18 protein-coding genes and 1 pseudogene are annotated in these 17,268 nt (G+C 40.2%); 13 read left to right on the top strand and 6 right to left on the bottom strand.

Features of this window, described 5'->3' with window-relative positions; genetic code table 11:
• Positions 1-42: 42 nt before the first annotated feature.
• The 6 genes from ACSC9N_RS09335 (at position 43) to ACSC9N_RS09360 (ending at position 5,093) form a co-directional block, all read left to right on the top strand.
• Positions 43-2,574: a phage tail tape measure protein gene (locus ACSC9N_RS09335; protein ID WP_256732932.1), complete on the top strand. Its 2,532-nt coding sequence runs from the start codon at positions 43-45 to the stop codon at positions 2,572-2,574.
• A 5-nt stretch (positions 2,575-2,579) separates the two neighbouring features.
• Positions 2,580-3,020 carry a phage tail protein gene (locus tag ACSC9N_RS09340; RefSeq protein ID WP_010326493.1) on the top strand — a complete coding sequence of 147 codons (441 nt, stop codon included), beginning with the start codon at positions 2,580-2,582 and terminating at the stop codon, positions 3,018-3,020.
• Positions 3,017-4,324, top strand: coding sequence for a contractile injection system protein, VgrG/Pvc8 family (locus ACSC9N_RS09345; RefSeq protein ID WP_010326492.1), 1,308 nt, complete (start codon positions 3,017-3,019; stop codon positions 4,322-4,324). Before ACSC9N_RS09340 ends, ACSC9N_RS09345 begins: the two co-directional genes overlap by 4 nt.
• A gap of 142 nt (positions 4,325-4,466) precedes the next feature.
• Complete coding sequence (locus tag ACSC9N_RS09350) at positions 4,467-4,742, top strand: ogr/Delta-like zinc finger family protein (protein ID WP_081241753.1); 276 nt, start codon at positions 4,467-4,469, stop codon at positions 4,740-4,742.
• Positions 4,735-4,935, top strand: a complete 201-nt coding sequence (locus tag ACSC9N_RS09355) for a TraR/DksA C4-type zinc finger protein (RefSeq protein ID WP_029574995.1) — start codon at positions 4,735-4,737, stop codon at positions 4,933-4,935. Before ACSC9N_RS09350 ends, ACSC9N_RS09355 begins: the two co-directional genes overlap by 8 nt.
• Positions 4,932-5,093, top strand: coding sequence for a hypothetical protein (locus tag ACSC9N_RS09360; protein ID WP_155115398.1), 162 nt, complete (start codon positions 4,932-4,934; stop codon positions 5,091-5,093). The genes ACSC9N_RS09355 and ACSC9N_RS09360 overlap by 4 nt, the downstream gene beginning before the upstream one ends.
• A gap of 480 nt (positions 5,094-5,573) precedes the next feature.
• Here the strand turns inward: ACSC9N_RS09360 and ACSC9N_RS09365 are convergent, their stop codons facing one another.
• Complete coding sequence (locus ACSC9N_RS09365; RefSeq protein ID WP_035330444.1) at positions 5,574-5,846, bottom strand: DUF4236 domain-containing protein; 273 nt, start codon at positions 5,844-5,846, stop codon at positions 5,574-5,576.
• A 112-nt stretch (positions 5,847-5,958) separates the two neighbouring features.
• Here ACSC9N_RS09365 and tnpA point away from each other — a divergent pair, with 112 nt between their 5' ends.
• From tnpA to tnpC, 3 genes are all read left to right on the top strand, one after another.
• Entirely contained in the window at positions 5,959-6,342 is a 384-nt protein-coding gene (tnpA, locus tag ACSC9N_RS09370) for an IS66-like element accessory protein TnpA (protein WP_098733097.1), read from the top strand.
• Complete coding sequence (tnpB, locus tag ACSC9N_RS09375) at positions 6,339-6,674, top strand: IS66 family insertion sequence element accessory protein TnpB (RefSeq protein ID WP_004282310.1); 336 nt, start codon at positions 6,339-6,341, stop codon at positions 6,672-6,674. Before tnpA ends, tnpB begins: the two co-directional genes overlap by 4 nt.
• Before the next feature lie 74 nt (positions 6,675-6,748).
• Positions 6,749-8,353, top strand: a complete 1,605-nt coding sequence (gene tnpC, locus ACSC9N_RS09380) for an IS66 family transposase (protein WP_004835366.1) — start codon at positions 6,749-6,751, stop codon at positions 8,351-8,353.
• A gap of 683 nt (positions 8,354-9,036) precedes the next feature.
• On the opposite strand, the gene ACSC9N_RS09385 is transcribed toward tnpC, so the two are convergent.
• The 3 genes from ACSC9N_RS09385 to ACSC9N_RS09395 form a co-directional block, all read right to left on the bottom strand.
• Positions 9,037-9,795, bottom strand: coding sequence for a hypothetical protein (locus tag ACSC9N_RS09385; RefSeq protein WP_010326488.1), 759 nt, complete (start codon positions 9,793-9,795; stop codon positions 9,037-9,039).
• Between the two features lie 3 nt (positions 9,796-9,798).
• The gene (locus tag ACSC9N_RS09390) at positions 9,799-10,830 is read right to left on the bottom strand and encodes a CydX/CbdX family cytochrome bd oxidase small subunit (protein WP_010326487.1); all 1,032 of its coding nucleotides are present in this window, start codon (positions 10,828-10,830) and stop codon (positions 9,799-9,801) included.
• Between the two features lie 107 nt (positions 10,831-10,937).
• On the bottom strand, positions 10,938-11,978 hold the full coding sequence (locus ACSC9N_RS09395) for a hypothetical protein (RefSeq protein WP_058952067.1): 1,041 nt from the start codon (positions 11,976-11,978) through the stop codon (positions 10,938-10,940).
• A gap of 315 nt (positions 11,979-12,293) precedes the next feature.
• Here ACSC9N_RS09395 and ACSC9N_RS09400 point away from each other — a divergent pair, with 315 nt between their 5' ends.
• Positions 12,294-12,488, top strand: a complete 195-nt coding sequence (locus tag ACSC9N_RS09400; protein ID WP_010326484.1) for a hypothetical protein — start codon at positions 12,294-12,296, stop codon at positions 12,486-12,488.
• A 172-nt stretch (positions 12,489-12,660) separates the two neighbouring features.
• The gene (locus ACSC9N_RS09405; RefSeq protein WP_010326483.1) at positions 12,661-12,876 is read left to right on the top strand and encodes a hypothetical protein; all 216 of its coding nucleotides are present in this window, start codon (positions 12,661-12,663) and stop codon (positions 12,874-12,876) included.
• 13 nt (positions 12,877-12,889) lie between these two features.
• Here the strand turns inward: ACSC9N_RS09405 and ACSC9N_RS09410 are convergent, their stop codons facing one another.
• Positions 12,890-13,828, bottom strand: coding sequence for a putative phage abortive infection protein (locus ACSC9N_RS09410; RefSeq protein WP_058952068.1), 939 nt, complete (start codon positions 13,826-13,828; stop codon positions 12,890-12,892).
• Positions 13,829-13,848: 20 nt separating this feature from the next.
• Positions 13,849-14,190: a helix-turn-helix domain-containing protein gene (locus ACSC9N_RS09415; RefSeq protein ID WP_010326481.1), complete on the bottom strand. Its 342-nt coding sequence runs from the start codon at positions 14,188-14,190 to the stop codon at positions 13,849-13,851.
• A 92-nt stretch (positions 14,191-14,282) separates the two neighbouring features.
• Here ACSC9N_RS09415 and ACSC9N_RS09420 point away from each other — a divergent pair, with 92 nt between their 5' ends.
• Both ACSC9N_RS09420 and ACSC9N_RS09425 read left to right on the top strand, forming a co-directional pair.
• Positions 14,283-14,474 (top strand): hypothetical protein, encoded by a 192-nt coding sequence (locus ACSC9N_RS09420; RefSeq protein WP_010326480.1) that lies wholly within the window; start codon positions 14,283-14,285, stop codon positions 14,472-14,474.
• Positions 14,475-14,566: 92 nt separating this feature from the next.
• A pseudogene (locus tag ACSC9N_RS09425) lies at positions 14,567-17,201 on the top strand (toprim domain-containing protein).
• Positions 17,202-17,268 lie beyond the last annotated feature (67 nt).

Below are 17,268 nucleotides of genomic sequence, written 5' to 3' on the forward strand. Positions count from 1 at the left end.
TCGACCTTAAATTTACGCGTTTTTTTTGACGCAAAGGACAATATGTCTGGCCCCATGAAGGCGATTATTGGTGGCTCACAGAACCTCGGTACCGCCTTTAAAAAAACGCGTACTGAGCTTAAAGCGCTTCAGGATCAACAAGGCCATATCAACCGCTATAAGGAAACGCAAACTGCCTTAGAGGCTACAGCCAATAAAACGGCAGAGTATCGGAGTGAATTAAAGCAACTACAAAGCTTACAGAAAAACGGTAACACCTTAACCGAGACTCAACTCAACAAAATTAAAAACCTCGAACAAGGGATTCGCCGGCTCAAGAGTACTGAAACCACCCAACGTAACGAATTGCAAAACCATATCCAAACTTTGCAAAAAGCTGGACTCAATGTCGACAAACTATCCAGAGGTGTAGAACAGCTCACTGACGAAGAAAGTGCGCTTAAAAATAAAATCCACCTCACCACCATGGAGTTGAATAAACGTCGTGATGCCTTGGATAAAAACAGTAAGGCGCAAGAGCGTTTTGCCAAAACCCAAGCCATCCTACAAAAAGGTTCAGACTTCGCCAAAAAAGGCTTAATGGTGGCAGGTGTTGGCACGGCAGCCATGACTGTGCCCGTAAAACTGGCCATCGATTATGAGTCCTCTCTAGCCGATGTCAAAAAGGTCTTTAACGGTACCGAAGCTGAGTTCAAATCCATTAATAATGAAATTGTTGAAATGTCGACTCGTTTGCCTATGGCAGCCAAGGACATTGCTGCGATTGTCGCCGCTGGTGCGCAGTCCGGTATTGCAAGTAAGGAGCTCACCACCTTTGCTGAAACGGCTGTAAAAATGGGTGTAGCCTTCGATATTTCGGCTGAAGAATCTGGTCAGTCGATGGCTGAACTACGAACAGCTTTTCGGATGTCACAGGCACAAGTAACCACCCTAGCCGACCAAATTAACTACTTAGGCAACAATACCCCAGCAGCAGCCAAAGGCATTTTAGAAATTGTACAAAGGATTGGACCCCTTGGTGAAGTCGGAGGCTTTGCTGCCTCTAGTATTGCCGCGTTAGGTGCGACCTTACGAGGTATGGGTATTCAAGAGGAAATTGCTGCGACTGGTATTAAAAATACTATGTTGGCCTTGGTTGCGGGCGAGTCTGCAACTAAGGGGCAAATCTCAGCCTATAAAGAGCTTGGTTTGGACTATGGCAAAGTCGCAAAAGACATGCAAAAAGATGCCAACGGGACGACTCTCATGGTGTTAAAGCAGATTGCTGCCTTAGACAAATACAAACAGGCTTCCGTTCTTTCAGATTTATTTGGTAAAGAGTCATTGAGTGCGATCGCACCGCTGCTCACCAACATGAGCGCCCTTGAGAAGAATCTGGGCTTGGTAGCAGATAAAAGCCAGTATGCCGGCTCCATGGAAAAAGAGTATGCAGCACGTGCAGCAACGTCGGCGAACAATATCAAATTATTAAAAAATGGCGTGGCTGCATTAGGTATCGATATCGGTAACGTCCTACTGCCACCACTAAATAGTTTAATCCTCAAAGTACGTACGTTTACCAATGACGTCCGTAACTGGGCAAAAGAAAATCCAGCACTTGCTGCAACCCTCACCAAAGTGGCAGTCGCAGGCATTGTTTTACTGGGTGGTATATCAGCGCTTGTGCTGGGTATTGTGACCTTGCTAGGGCCGTTAGCTATTTTAAAAATGACATTCGGCGCTTTAGGGATTGGTTTTGGTGCCTTAGGTGCAATTTTCTCCCCTGTCGGTTTAGTTATTTTAGGGGTAGTCGCTGCGGTAGCAGGTGCTGCCTATCTCATCTACCGCAATTGGGAGCCAATTTCAGGTTTCTTTAAATACGTTTGGTCAACCATCAAAACCGCTTTTAGTGGTGGGATTTTAGGTGTAAGTGCACTCATCCTAAACTGGTCACCATTAGGTTTGTTCTATTCTATATTTGCCAAAGTCCTTTCTTGGTTTGGCATAGAGCTTCCCGCTAAATTCACTGGCTTTGGTAGCATGTTGGTGAAAGGTTTAATCAACGGAATTAAATCAATGTTCCCTGGGCTGCAAAGTATTTGGTCACAAGTCACCAATTTCATGCCCGACTTTATGCGGAAGAAAATGGATATTCACTCTCCGAGCCGTGTCATGGCAGGCATGGGCGGTCATATTGTCGATGGTATAGGTGTAGGACTGAATAACCGCACACCTGCCCTACAGAGTCAGTATCGGCAAACGCTTGGCGTCTTTGATAGTGCTATGCCAACAGTGGGCTCAGGCACCAAACAACCTTTGATAGGTGCAAGCGCCTCAAAGGGAAATACCCAACCATCAAAATCGATGAGTGGCCACGATGCTTGGAATCAAAATGCACCCAAATTTCAGAGAGCAACGCCTATTCAAAACCATAGGAATATCACGATTCATAATAGCGACAATATTCAGATTCACATCGACAACAGCGGTAAAGGTGTTTTACACAACGCTGCCAATGAAGTACGCCAAGCTTTAGCCCAGCGCGATCGGGAACGCAGTGCGCTGATCCGTCGTATGTTGACAGATCGGGAGTAAGACACATGATGATGGCACTTGGTTTATTCGTATTTCAACTCTCGACCGCATCTTATCAAGAGCTACAGCGCTCAACGGCTTGGCGACATCCAAGTAACAGCCGTGTGGGCAATACCCCTGCCTATCAGTTCACTGGAAAAGATGAAGAAACCATCAATTTATCCGGTGTAATTTATCCTGAAATTACGGGCTACCAAAACTCGCTCGATATGCTACGCAACATGGGTGACACAGGTAAGCAGTACATTTTAATTGAAGGGACTGGAAAGATTTATGGGTTGGTGATTATTAAGGACGTTCAGGAAACCCGTTCCAACTTTTTCCATAATGGCGGTACCCGAAAAATTACGTTTAGCGTCTCTTTAATCATCACCGAAGACACTACCAAGAAACTGTTGGGTGCTACAGGTCAGGCATTGTTAAGTCTTGGGGGTCTCATTTTATGAGTTTTATGCCCTCTAACACTGAGCAATATACAAGCCTCAATAACTATCCGCATGCTATTTACCGCATTACCGTGAATGATATTGATATTTCATCGACTTTGGCATCGCGTCTCGTTGGACTGAGTTTGCAAGACAACCGAGGAATGGTGGCAGATAGTGTCGACCTCACTTTAGACGACAGTGACAACGCGCTCGAAATTCCTTCTGTCGGTGCAGAAATGAAAGTTTGGCTCGGTTGGTCGGACACGGGCCTGATGTATAAAGGGTCTTATTTGGTCACGGGCGGTTCACATTCTGGTGCCCCAGATGTTCTGAGAATATCGGCTGAAAGTACCGACCTTGCAGAAGCATTTCGTCAAAAGCGAGAGCGATCGTTCCACCAACAGACCATAGCAGAAATTTTCCAGGCATTGGCCTTTGACTATGGTTTAAAAGTGATGGTACACAGCAGTTTAAGCAGTCGTAAGGTTTCACATATCGACCAGAATGACTCCGATGCCAATATCATGACCCGCATAGCCGATGAACACGATGCGATTGCAACAGTCAAAAACAATACCCTTCTTTTACTTCCCATTGGTGAGGCACAGACCAGTTCAGGGCTCGACCTACCTGCAGTTGAACTGGTCAGATCTGACGGTGACCAACACTCATATTCTTATGGGCAAAGTCATGACAAAGTGGAGTGTGTAAAAGCCTATTATCACAGCCCGAAAAAGGGTGAAAAGCTGTATGTGATTGTCGGTAGTCATACGGATAACCCTAAAGAAATTCGCTTTATTCACCGTGACAAGAAAACAGCCGAACTGGCCGCTTTAGCTGAATTAAAACGATGTAAACGGGCTGAGCAATCTTTGTCTTATACCTTGGCCAAAGGTCGACCCGATTTACTCCCGGAGCAAGAGTTTTCATTTGTGGGTTTAAAGGCTCAGATCGATGAAATCGTTTGGCTAGGCAAAACCATTACCCATGACTTAAACGAATCTTCAGGCTATACCACACGTATAGAGCTAGAGGTACAACTGCCTAATGCTGACGATGTTTCCATACTGTTTGATGACACGACTAAAATTGAGCAAGAGAAAAAGACCAAGACAGGTTCAGGGCAAAGAAAAGCGAAAAACTATAAAACCTATACTGGTGTAAAAACATGGTATTCGGCAAAGCCTAAACCTCAGCTTATGACGGTAGGTGACCAAAGCCAGCCTTTGATATTGGTACGCACTTATAAGAGTAAAAAGACGGCTCAAGTGGCATTAAATCGGGAGTGGGCTCGTATTCAAAAAGCCAAAGGCGAAAAATAAAAAAAGCTGCCAGTTATTCACTGAGCAGCTATCAAGAGGGTCTAATTAAAATAACGATATTTCGTACATAAATCAACATTAAATCACCATATATAATACTTTTATTATACAATAAGTACGATAAACCGAGAACAGGTCACGTATGGCAAATACAAGAAATCAGAATGCTTGTCCGCACTGCGGATCTAAAGTGATTATTCGGCATTCTCAAGTTGAAAATCCGCTTTTAAAAACACTTTATGGACAGTGCCAAAACCTTGAATGTGGTTGGACTGGTCGGGCTCATTTGGAATGGGCTGCCACGATTTCCCCATCAGCTACACCTAACCCCGCTATCAAGCTTCCTCTTTCACAATGTGCGCTTGCAAGAAACATCATTAACCATGACGCACGCCAGCTTCGGAGTCGTCATGGCTGATATTATAGATATCGCTCAACAACGCCAGCTAGAACAGGTTCGTATCCAACCTAAGGACTATTCACAGCCTTCACTTTCTGAGTGTGAAGAATGTGGGAATGACATTCCACCAGAACGTCAAAAGTATGGTGCAGTGACTTTGTGTGTTGCTTGCCAGAGTAATTTAGAGTTAAAGCGGAGTTTATACCGATGATTCATTTTGGAATTATTTTTATTGTTTTGTTTGTGGTGGCTTTGGTTCTTTTATGGATGATTTTGGACTATCAATACATTCGTATGCAAAGCTTGCTAAAACAAGAGCACAGCATGATTGAACGTTGTATTGATAAAGTGCGAGCAAGGGAGATCTAAATGTGGATCTACCCTTTTCTCATGGGCATTATGATTGGCTGTATTTCTATCAGTATTTATTTCTTATATTTCATAAATTAAATGCAAGTTTTCAACTTGAAAGCTCATTTCCAAAATAAGAAAAGTCAATTTGTATTATCCCCCTCTAACAAATTGAAGTCCGTGAAAAATGCTTCTTTCAAAAATAGACTCACCAGACAAAGCAAAACCCCAAAGATTCACAGTCTTTGAGGTTTCTGTATTCAAGCCTTACACCAACTAAGGATCAAATCATGTCTGAAAGTATAGCATTAATCGTTAAAAGTTTAGAGGTCATCATGGAAAAATATGGCTACTGGAAAGTTAGTTTTCTGATTATCTTATGTATGATCATCTGGCGGTGTTCGTATATTATTACGGCACTAAGATGGTGGTGACTTTAGAATTATCTACCCAAGAATATTTCCTACATCTATAAAACTAAAAGCTCGTAAAGAGCTTTTAGAAAATCCAAATCAAAATAAAGAAAACAATAATTCCAATCCAAATCCAATGAACAGAGCTTTTACTTTTAGGTTTGCTTCGAACATACTGCGAATATGAAGAATATGAAAGACCCGTTTTAGGAATACCGACTGTAGTCCTAGTTCCTTTCTTTCCTAAATTTACCCTTGCACTCTTTCCACCTAAAGAAACACTACTGATTCCTTTTTTGGATACATTAAGTTTTACGCCAGGTGCAATTTTAAAACTTTTTCTAAAATTAAAACCCATCATAATTCTCCTTAAGAATTATCTTCGTAAGCGTCCGCTGAACACACCTTATGAATTCATCCTATAAGCCTTAATTTAGTCCCCACTTAAAAACAAGTGGGGACTAAAATTTATGACTACAAATAACCAGACATCCATCGCATCTCTTGCGAAAAAACGAAGAACATACAGTGCTGAATTTAAACAGCAGATCGTTCAGGCTTGTAAAGCACCGGACGTTTCAATTGCTTCGGTCGCTTTGCAACATGGATTGAATACAAATCTTGTATCCAAATGGATTCGCTTAATTGATGCTAAGCCAGGGAATGATCGCTCACCACTACCGAATAAACCTGCATTTATTGCCTTATCCTGCTCTGCACCATTAGATCCTACTCCTACTGACATATTAACGGTTCAAATTACTTTACCCCACTCAAAAGCAGAAATTGGCTTGAAATGGCAAGTATCAAAAATATCTGCTTTAGCAGAATTACTCAAGGCACTGGCAACATGATCCGTATCGATGAAATCTGGTTGTCTACCCAGCCCATGGACATGCGAGCAGGAATGGATACGGCCATGGCTCAGGTGGTGAGAGCCTTTGGCTACATCAAACCGCATTGTGCTTACCTGTTCTGTAATAAACGTGGCCATCGCATGAAAGTACTGGTGCATGATGGACTGGGGATCTGGCTGTGTGCCCGGCGGCTGGAACAGGGCAAATTTCACTGGGCTAAAGTTCACCAGGGTGAAAGCGTAGCCCTCAGCCCGGAACAGTTACAGGCACTGATCCAGGGTTTGCCCTGGCAGCGCATTGGACAACAGCAGGTAGTGACGATGCTCTAAACCAGGCTGCTACATTCTGCTATTCTCCAAACGTTCTATTTCCTCTGCGTCATGACCTCAGGCATACTGCGGTCATGAATACGCTGCCTGACTTAAGCCAACTGACCCATGAACAACTGCTGGAATTTACCAGACAGTTGGCAATGCAGCATCAACAACTCGCAGAAGATAACCAACAATTAGATACCAAAGTTCAGCATCTTGAAGCATGCAACCAACATCTTTCCATTCTCAATCAAAAATACGAGCATGAACTGGCGCTGTTTAAAAAGCACAAATTCGGCAGTAAAAACGAACATCTCACCGCAAAACAAATCCATCTCTGGGATGAAGCGGTCGAAGAAGATATTGCAGCCGTTGATCTAGAATTAGAACGATTAAATGCAGATAAAACCGATGCAGCGACACAGAAAGCCACAGTCAACAAACCTAAACGTCGACTGCTACCCGATCATCTACACACCATCCGTATTGAGCATGAACCTGCATCAACCCAATGCAGTTGTGGCTGCCAGTTACGTCGTATCGGCGAAGATATCAGTGAAAAACTGCATTTCAGACCGGCACAGTTCTATAAGGAACAGCATGTACGTGGCAAATGGGTCTGTGATCAGTGTGACACCCTGACTCAGCAAGCGATGCCCGCCTATGTGATTGATAAAGGTATTGCCAGTCCTGAACTGCTCAGCCATGTGCTGGTATCGAAGTATGCCGATCATTTGCCGCTGTACCGTCAGCGCCTGATCTATCAGCGGGCGGGCATTGATCTGTCCAGATCCACGTTATCTGACTGGATTGGTCGCTGCGGTGTAGAACTGGAACCTCTGGCCAATGCCTTAAAACAGGTGATGCTGCAACAGCGGGTGATCCATGCCGATGAAACGCCGGTCACCATTATGCGGATGGGTGAGAATGAGAAAAAACCGAAGAAAGGTTATGTCTGGGCCTATGCCACCACACAGTACAATCCAGTTCAGGCAGTGATCTATGACTTTCAGGATAGTCGTTCAGGTCAGCATGCTGAAGCGTTCCTGAATGGCTGGCAGGGTCATCTGGTCTGTGACGATTACAGTGGTTATAAAGCACGCTTTAAATCAGGCCAGGTCATTGAGGTGGGCTGCATGGCGCATGCACGTCGTAAATTCCATGAGCTACATGTGACTGGGAAAAGTCAGATCGCTGAACAGGCATTACTGATGATTCAGAAACTGTATGCGATAGAAGCAGAACTCAGGAAAAAGACCGATAGTACAGCAGAACACCGCCGCGAATACCGACAACAGCACAGCCAACCGGTGATGCAACAACTGTATGAATGGCTCAACCAACATTATCTGACGGTGCCATCGAGTTCTCCAACCGCCAAGGCCATCAATTACAGTTTTAAGCGTTGGCCAGCTTTAAGCCGCTATCTGGATGATGGCAATCTACCCATTGACAATAACTGGGCAGAGAACTCAATGCGCCCCTGGGCCTTGGGACGAAAGAACTGGCTATTTGCAGGTTCGCTGCGCAGTGGTCAACGAGCAGCCAATATCATGACTTTAATCCAGTCAGCAAAGCTGAATGGGCTGGATCCGTATGCCTATTTAAGTGATGTGCTGAAAAGGCTGCCGACACATAAAGCGACCCAAATAGAAGAATTACTGCCACATCGCTGGAAATCCAACTCAAATTAAAAAATAGGCATGGGGTTCAGCGGACGCTTACTTATCTTCCTGTGCATCTCTTTTTAGACTGGCTAACTGAACCATCTCTACACATAAATTTTCCTTCTGCGGTACAGTGTTTAACTCCACCCTTAGAACCTGAGCATGGTTGGCGTCCACGCCCTGCATCTGCGATAGAAGCAAACCCCACAGAAAGGATTAAACCTAGACAGATTTTTTTAGATATATTTCTCATGATACTTCCCCCTAATTATTAATTTTAAATGCAAGGGAATAGTATCTAAGCTACTTATTTTTATCTACAAAAATACAAATTGTTTAACCCTCTTTAGTCTAATTCCGACTCAGTTCACGTTTATTTTTATACTCTTCTCTTATCACCCAAATTGATTTTATTGCGCCCAAAGTACACGCAAAATATGAGTGTTAAAATAATGGACAATAAGAAGAATACTGGCGCGATCGTGCCTTCAGGATACTTAACTGCCGTTTCGATGCCTAAACCGAGAATCATAAACAGCGTAAGGATCGATAAGAAATGGTGTGTAAAAATAGACATCCGTGAAGGTGTCTCACCATTAAAAGTCAGGAAGTAAGTTTTCGGTAGTAGCAAATACCAAATCATAAGTACTGGGATCGCACACCAAATACCTAAGCCAAACATCAAAGCGTAAATCATATTTTACCGCTCCTTATCCAACCTTATTTTCTTTAACTAAGACAGGATTCTTAGCAATATTTCTTTCTTGCTGACTTTCATCTATTTTTTCTATCTCTAAAAAGTAAAGCGCGGCAAATGGTTTCAAAGTTCTGAATGTATACACTAGCGATATGATAAAAAAGACTATAAAGAAAGAAATGCTTTCAAGTACATTAAAATTAAAAGAAATAAGCTCTGGAAATAAACTAGAAATAAGGTTTAAAAAAATTGGTAGGCCACCTATACCATTTATACCAAAGTACATATAAGGAGTTCTCTTTTCTTGGAGTTCTATACTCTCTTTCGTATATTTAGGTTTTAACTTATATGTTTTTGTCTCTTTATCTTTTTCTAAATACTCACAGCCTTTTTTGTACAGACGAATTGCTCTTTGAGAATCCCTGCATGAAATAATATATTTCAGTAAATCTATATCTTTGTTCTTAAATTTTAAGAAGTTTTCAAGTTTAGAAACTTTGATATGGTATTCCATATCGCCTTTAAATTCGCTTAATGCTTCATCATTCAAAAGGTCTTCTTTTTGCTCAATTTCTCTCAGATATTTTTTATTACTATATTCAGAGTAGACTTTAAAGTGTGAAATTATTCCTGACTTGCCAAACATGTATAAAAATGCAGCTAGAACAATTATAAAAAGTAATGAGCAAATGAAAACTAAACCATATTCACTTTTCATGATTTCACTCAGAATAGCAGTAAAATCTACTTTAGCATCAACATTCGCAGCCATACCTTACCCCTTAACTTTCAACACATCAGTTGCAGCTTTCACCATTTCTGTTGTGCTTTTCAATTGGTCAGAGATCAGGTTACTCATATCTTTATGAGCAGCTCCATCTATTTCACGACCGAAGTATTTCAGCGCAAGTTCTTTACGTACCGAAGCGGCCTCTTCAGTTGGTATGCTTTCCATAAAACTTGGATATGCTTGTAGCTCTACTTGGGTTTGGTAGTTTTGGTCTGCAAGACGCTGATAATGAGTAGATTGCTTTAAAAAATAAGTAATTAAAGTAACTCCGACTACTATTATTGAAGCCTTAAGTACCCAAAACTCAACATTTCCAAGAAAAGCTGGAATTAATACTTTTTTTAGAAAAAATGTCCCTAACGAAATTGCTACCGTTAGTCCAAGTGCCCAATAGAAATACCATCTATAATCTTTTTCTAAACCACGATATTTAGTAACAGCTTGATCATAAATATTCTCAGTTTTCGCATTATCTGCTATATTTCTAATACGACGAAATCTACTTATTTCATCATCAGCATGTAATATTATATTTCTAATTTCATCTGTTATTACTCGACTGTAATTATCTTTTTCACGTTTTAATGCTGTGATAAATGATTCCATAGAAAATAAACTAGCATTCGTTACAGCCAAATCATTTGGCATTAAATAGTAATTTTCCTCATCATACTCCTTGATTACAGTTTTTAAAGGAAGGGATATTGAAAATAAATAATCTAAGTTTTCACTATCTGTTTCAATACTTTCAATTATACTTTTTAACCTTGCGGCTTGCCTGACGCATCCACCTATCAAGTGTTTATTAAGATCAAACAAATCAGGATATTTATCACTGGCTTGATAATCAATATGCTTACCGTCTTTTAATTCCTCTAAGTAATCTATCACCTTTTCAATTTCAACAGTAATTTTTGATTTTATCTTCATATTATCATCTTTAATTCTTTCTATTAGTTTCTGATTATCGCTACTAGTATTACGAATTAAATTCTTTATTGGTTCATCTATTATCATGTTAAATTCAACTTAAGTCACATTCTTTAAAATATTGAAGTTCGTATAGCATCTAAGCTAAAAATTTTTCTATAATAAAATCAGTTACAAACACTAAATATAAAATATCAAGCCGCATCTTTCGGTGATTTATCATCCTTTGGTGCTTCTGCCTTTGGCGACAAATCCTTCACTGCTTTAATAAAGTCTGTATTAGCTTTAATGTTTTCATGCATCAAGTTCTCACCACCTGTATAACTTTCGTGGTGAATACTATTACCAAAGTACTTATAAGCAAGGTCAAAGCGAATTTTTTCTTTCATTTCTTCAGGCATACCTTCCATATATCGTGGAAGTGCATCTAACTCTTTAGCTGTGCGGTAGGCATCATCAGCCAAACGACGGTTCATAAACGAACGTTTTAAAAGAAATGCCGCAAGTGTTGTAGAAAGTACTAGCAGGGATACTTTTTGAATATAAAACTCTGGCGAAAGTTTGCCATGAATTTTTTCTGGAAAATCGGCTTCAATAAATAAAAAATTAAAATTATTTACATAAAATGTTAAGCCTAAAAAATAGAGTATCAATACACCCACTATTGAATAAAATGCAAATTCATAGAAGCGTGCTATTAATCTAAATTTTGTTGAATCATCTTCAAAAATTTTATGGACTTTAATATTTTTCTGATCATCTATCAATGTATTAAGATGATTAATTTTAAGACTTAGCATCTCCTCTTTTGACTTTAACACGTCAACAAGCTCTTCTGACTTCCCCTTATAATCCTTATATGTCTGAATTTGAAAGTCTTTCAAAACACTTCTAGCTAAAACTAAAATTTTGACTTTAAATTCAAGAATGAAAGCCTTAAAATGATTAAAATCACTTATATTTTTTATCTCCTCTCCACTTAAGGAAATAAGATTTTCAATTTCAATCTCAAGTGTTTTTGAAATTACATTAAGTCTTTCAATATAATCAAAAATTTCATTAAATTTCTCGTCTATATCTATTAATAATTTTTCAAAATATCCTGCTTGATCAATAGGAACACAAACTTTATCTAGTGTTTTAGATATTAAATCTTTCAAAGATGAAAGTTCTGACTTTATTTTATTGAAGCGTTCAGTATCATTATGACAGCTTAAATTTAATTCCTCACCCATCCCCAACCCCCCACCCAAATCACAATTTTTTATAAAGTATTGACGCGCATATAGTATCTAAGCTACTCTAAATTTACCACAGCAAAATCTGTGGTTAGGCGTGGAAACCTAAAAACACTAACAGGCGTAAAAAGTCCGCCCATGCGGCTATTTTTTTGCGTAAAATTCGGCTGTGCCTTTTATGGCAGGCTGGATAGGGCAGCTTCGGCTGGCCGTTACCTGTTAGTACGGTATTTCCACCCCTATTCAGTCTGTCACCAATACCGTGGAAAGTGTTGGTGTCAGGTTTAAAACTTGACTAACAGGAACAAGCCAATGAAAACATTCGCTTCAATGCATTCGCACACTTCAAAAAAAGTAAAAGAACATTCCCCTATCTATGACCTAGAGGCATATCTCGAGCGTCAAAGAAAACTCAAACAGCAAAAACTCCTCAAAAACTTTGTCGATGCCACAGTATTTCTAAGCATGGCTGTCATGACCTTTTCTATTTTATTTATGGGGAGCTGATCATGAGTGTACCCACCCAAAACACGACTAAACCAAGCTCAAGGCTTCGCCTAAAGTCGTACTAAAAACGTCATAAAATCAGTAAGTAGTGCGACACTGAAAGTCGCACTACCCTATATTTTGTTAAAGATATTTTAGAAAATATACCCATGATCAATAGACAGGGGGAGCAATGCACTCAACAATAGAAATTAACAGCCATAAAGACATGACTGCCGAACAAATACTGGAAGAAGTTAAATTCCCAATTGAAAACTTAGAACTAATGCTTTCCGCACTCACAAAAATGCATTTAGACCACCCACTCACGGGTGAAGAATTAACGGCTCTATTCAACACACTTCACTATCAAGTCGCCCAAATCTCAAAGGCGGTAAAGAATAAATGAGGAAAACCCTAGCTTAGGCTAGGGTTTCTTTTTTTTCATCGAATACTTTTTGCCAATTAAAAGATTCAAAATTTTTATCTTGGTAAAACTGTATTCCATAGTGAACGAGTTTTTTGTTAAAAAATAGATTAAATATTCTGCCATTTTTTAACTTAGCGTAAACTTGAGGTGTTACAGGTGCAATCCAAAATAAAGTTATTTGCTCTCTCATCGTCATTGACGAGCGTAATACATTAAAATAAAAGTCTTTATCTTTCTCTGTTAAATCGCTTGTATTAATAAAATCAATTAAATTAGCTATTTGTAAAAAATGTGCATACCAATCAGAAAATTCTTTTCCATCGTTTACTTCTAAATCACACTTTCTTATGTGGGAATATATATCCTGCTCAATATATGTAGTTAATTCCTTCCACTCTTTTTTAAAGAGGTTATCAAAGTAACAAAAATAAAAATCAAAAATTTGACATCCAAAATATTCAATCCCATCTCTCTTTACACTTAGTGTTTTTAACTTCTCATCTTTGTAGTTAAGTAATGCATAAAATTTAGTCGCAAAAATTGCATTTCTAGATTCATCCATTTGCTCAGTAGTAATTTTTCTTGTTTCCTTTAAGGAAATAACTTGAAGATAAGTAGTGAATGCAATTGCACATAATGCAATAGATGAAACTATTGTATTCAAACTTCCATAAATATCACCAAGTGGTCCTAATTTAGTAAAATCTGTAAGTTCATTTTCAGGAACATTCCAGAAATTTACTGCCCACCAATTGAAAAAAATTGGATATGTCAGCAATACAAACAAACCTAAAGTGATTGAAATTAACCAAACATAGCTAACTTTTCCTGTAGTAAACCAATTTTTTAAATTTGGAAAAAACTTATGACCCAGTGCAAAAAAACCAACTGCTAAAATTACCCACGCAGATACTTGTAAAATTATTGACATATTTATTAGTGATTTAAAAATTATTTAAATTGATTCGCATAAGTTTCAATAAGTGAAACTAATCCCCCACGCATTTCTTCACGCGTCTGACGGTACAGCTCTATTAGCTTTACTTCAGCCTCAGAGAGCTCCCCACTTTTTACAGGTTGTTCACCCCATAAAATAAAATGAATATTAAACCCGTGAGCTTCGAGCTTGTCTAAATAGTCAGTATTCAGCGGCTCATTGTGCTTCTCAAAACGTCCAATAGAGTTCTTTTTTACCCCAAGTATTTCCGCAAGTTCTTCTTGAGTTTGTATCCCCAAACGCTTCCGTTCATCTCGCAAACGTGTACCGCGAGTATTTAAATCATCATTTTTCATACTTTTTCCTAAAAAAGCACTTATAAAGCATCATAAATAGTACTAAATTTAGAAACACTAAGTATCTAAGTACGATTTATGGTGATTTTCGCATGACTTCAACAAACATTCAAACAAAACCAAAACACACCGAACTAACCCAAGTGCGTTGGACGAAAAAACAGTTAAAAGCCCTCAAGAAAATTGCATTCGAAAATGACACCAAAATTGCCATCTATATCCGTGACTTTATGGTGAAACATCATCCCGAACTACAAGACCCTCCAAGCGATGCGCAATTGTAATGAAAGCATTTTAATAAACATCGCATTGCTACAAAAATGCAAAAAAATACACAAACTCAAACAGTTAAGCCGTTAAATTTTAGTGGGTCTAAATGTCAAATATTCACGTTCTCATAGACGAAAAACTGAATCAGCTCTTCAGCTTTAAACGCGTTGGAGAATGGTATCGTCAAGGCATCTGCCCGAACTGCGGTAAAAAAGAACTCTACACACATGCAGTCAACCCGCGTGTGGTCAAGTGCGCCCGCTTAAACAAATGCGGATATGAAGAACACGTCAAAGAAATCTGCGAAGACCTTTTTAAAGACTGGTCAAAAGACTTTCCGCGTACCAAAGAAAATCCAAATGCCGCAGCAGATGCCTACCTACTCCATGCCCGTGGTTTCGACCCAAACATGCTCAAAGGTCTGTACACGCAGGAACTCTTTAGAAACGACCTCAAATACCCAAACGAAGTCACCGCAACCATTCGCTTTAAACTGGCAAGTGGTATTTATTGGGAACGCTTTATCGACCGTCCAGAGCGCTTCGGACGTCAAAAAGCAAACTTTATTGGTAAGTACGAAGGACATGCATGGACGTTAGAACAGCTCGACACCCTGTGTAATGCACAGTCTATTTGGATTACAGAAGGTATTTTTAACGCAATTGCCCTGAGTTTTAGCAAACAACCAAGTATTGCTACGCTTTCGACCTCAAACTATCCAAGCCTCATTCTCAAGCAAATTACCGACCGTTGTATCGAACTTAAAAAAGACCGACCGCGCCTACGTTGGGCTTTTGATAACGACAAAGCGGGCAAAAAAGCCATTAAGAAGTTTCACCTCCGTGCATTACAGGAAAAGTGGAACTCCACCGCAGCCCTGCCATCTGGTCAGTTAGACTGGAACGACCTCTACCAACGCGACCAACTGCACTCCGAATACCGTGACCAGTACAAACATTATGGCGAACTGCACATAGCTGAATCACCTGAGCAAGCAGGTCTACTCATCTATAACTATAAAGATGCTCGTAGAAAAACCTTTTGGTTTATTCATAACTTCCGCTTGTACTGGTTTAATCTCGACATGGACAAATACACTAAAGAACTGGAACGCATCGAGGCAGATCCAGAGCGCGATTTACTTCTCGATAACCAAAAACGAGAGCTCGCACTCCAGCAGTGTGCTGCGGTTTCCGAAATCTGTAATCGACAGCTCAACCCTCTGTATTTTCAGCGGAATGAAATAACCGATGAGTCCTGGTACTACTTCCAAATTTTAAACCCGGAGAGCGAGGCCAAAGCGACCTTTACCGCAGACCAAATTTCCGCACGGGGTAAGTTTGCCCCGCGTTTATTGTCGGTCCAGGTAGGTGCATGGTGGACGGGGAATGACCATCAACTACTCACCTTCATGAAAAATCAAACCGAGCGTTTACGTGAAGTTAAAACCATCGACTTTATTGGCTACAGCAAAGAATATCAGGCCTATATTTTCAACAAACACGCGGTTTATAAAGGACATGTCATCGACATAAATGACCATGACTTCTACAAAGTCGGACGTATCGAATTAAAAACCTTGGCCAACAGTCCAAATGTTCAGTTAAACCCAAAGTCCACATTTAAACCGACATGGTGGAAAGACTTCTACCGCGTGCGTGGTGCCAAAGGTCTGGTCGCTTTAGCATGGTGGACAGGCTCATATTTTGCCGAGCAAATCCGCACTATGCACAGCTCTTTCCCCTTTATAGAAATCGTCGGTGAAGCGGGTGCAGGTAAGTCACGTTTAATCGAATTTATGTGGAAACTTTCAGGTCGACCAGACTATGAAGGTTTCGATGCAAACAAATCGACCAATGTTGCGGTGTATCGTAACTTTGCTCAAATCTCAAACTTACCTGTCGTACTCATTGAGGGCGACCGTAACGACCAAAACGGTAATTCTGTGGGTAAGCCTAAGTTTTCATGGGATGAATTAAAAGACGCCTATAACGGCCGTGCAATTCGCTCAAAAGGCTTAAAAACCGCAGGAAATGAGACCTATGAGCCTCCGTTTCGTGGTGCAATCATGATTAGCCAAAACACCGCTATTCAGGCATCTGAAGCAATTCTGACACGTACTTTGCACCTACATGACCCATTGCCTCCGTCATGAGGACGCCTTTCTTAAAACCTATGCCGAAAAACTAGAGCAAACCGAAAAAGAGTTTCATAACAATGGCATTACCCATACACGTATTGCCCTTTGCCATGCACAGGTTTCGGCACTCATAGATGCTGTGGCCAAACACATTTTGCATGACGTCATTGACCTTGAAGAAGTCTGTGCAGCCCAAGACATGCTACTCGATATGGCGCATGAACGTGTGAAACAGCTCAATGGTGACCATCCATTGGTGGAGCAATTTTGGGACGTTTACGAATACCTCAATTCAAGCCGGTCTACCGAGTTTTCTATTAACCATTTTGACCATGACGCACATCAAATTGCCATCAACTTGAACGAAGTCTACAAAGTCGCTGCGAAGAACTATCAGCAGCTCCCAGACATTAAAGAAATGAAGAATCTTTTAACCGCCAGCCGACGCTATAAATTTGTCGACAAGAGCCGAGTAGTTAAAAGCCACCGTTATCCAGCAGATGAAGTTAAGAATGCTCTGGAGGACAAAACCTTACGCGAACATACCGTTCGTTGTTGGATATTCCAAAATCCTGCCATTTCAGGAAGCCCAAACTCATGAAAATACAAAACAACAGTAAATCTATAGACTTAACTCATGCACAATTTCACGCAATAGAAAAACAGGG

Source organism: Acinetobacter sp. PC34, from assembly GCF_051789135.1.
Taxonomy (GTDB): Bacteria; Pseudomonadota; Gammaproteobacteria; order Pseudomonadales; family Moraxellaceae; genus Acinetobacter; species Acinetobacter johnsonii.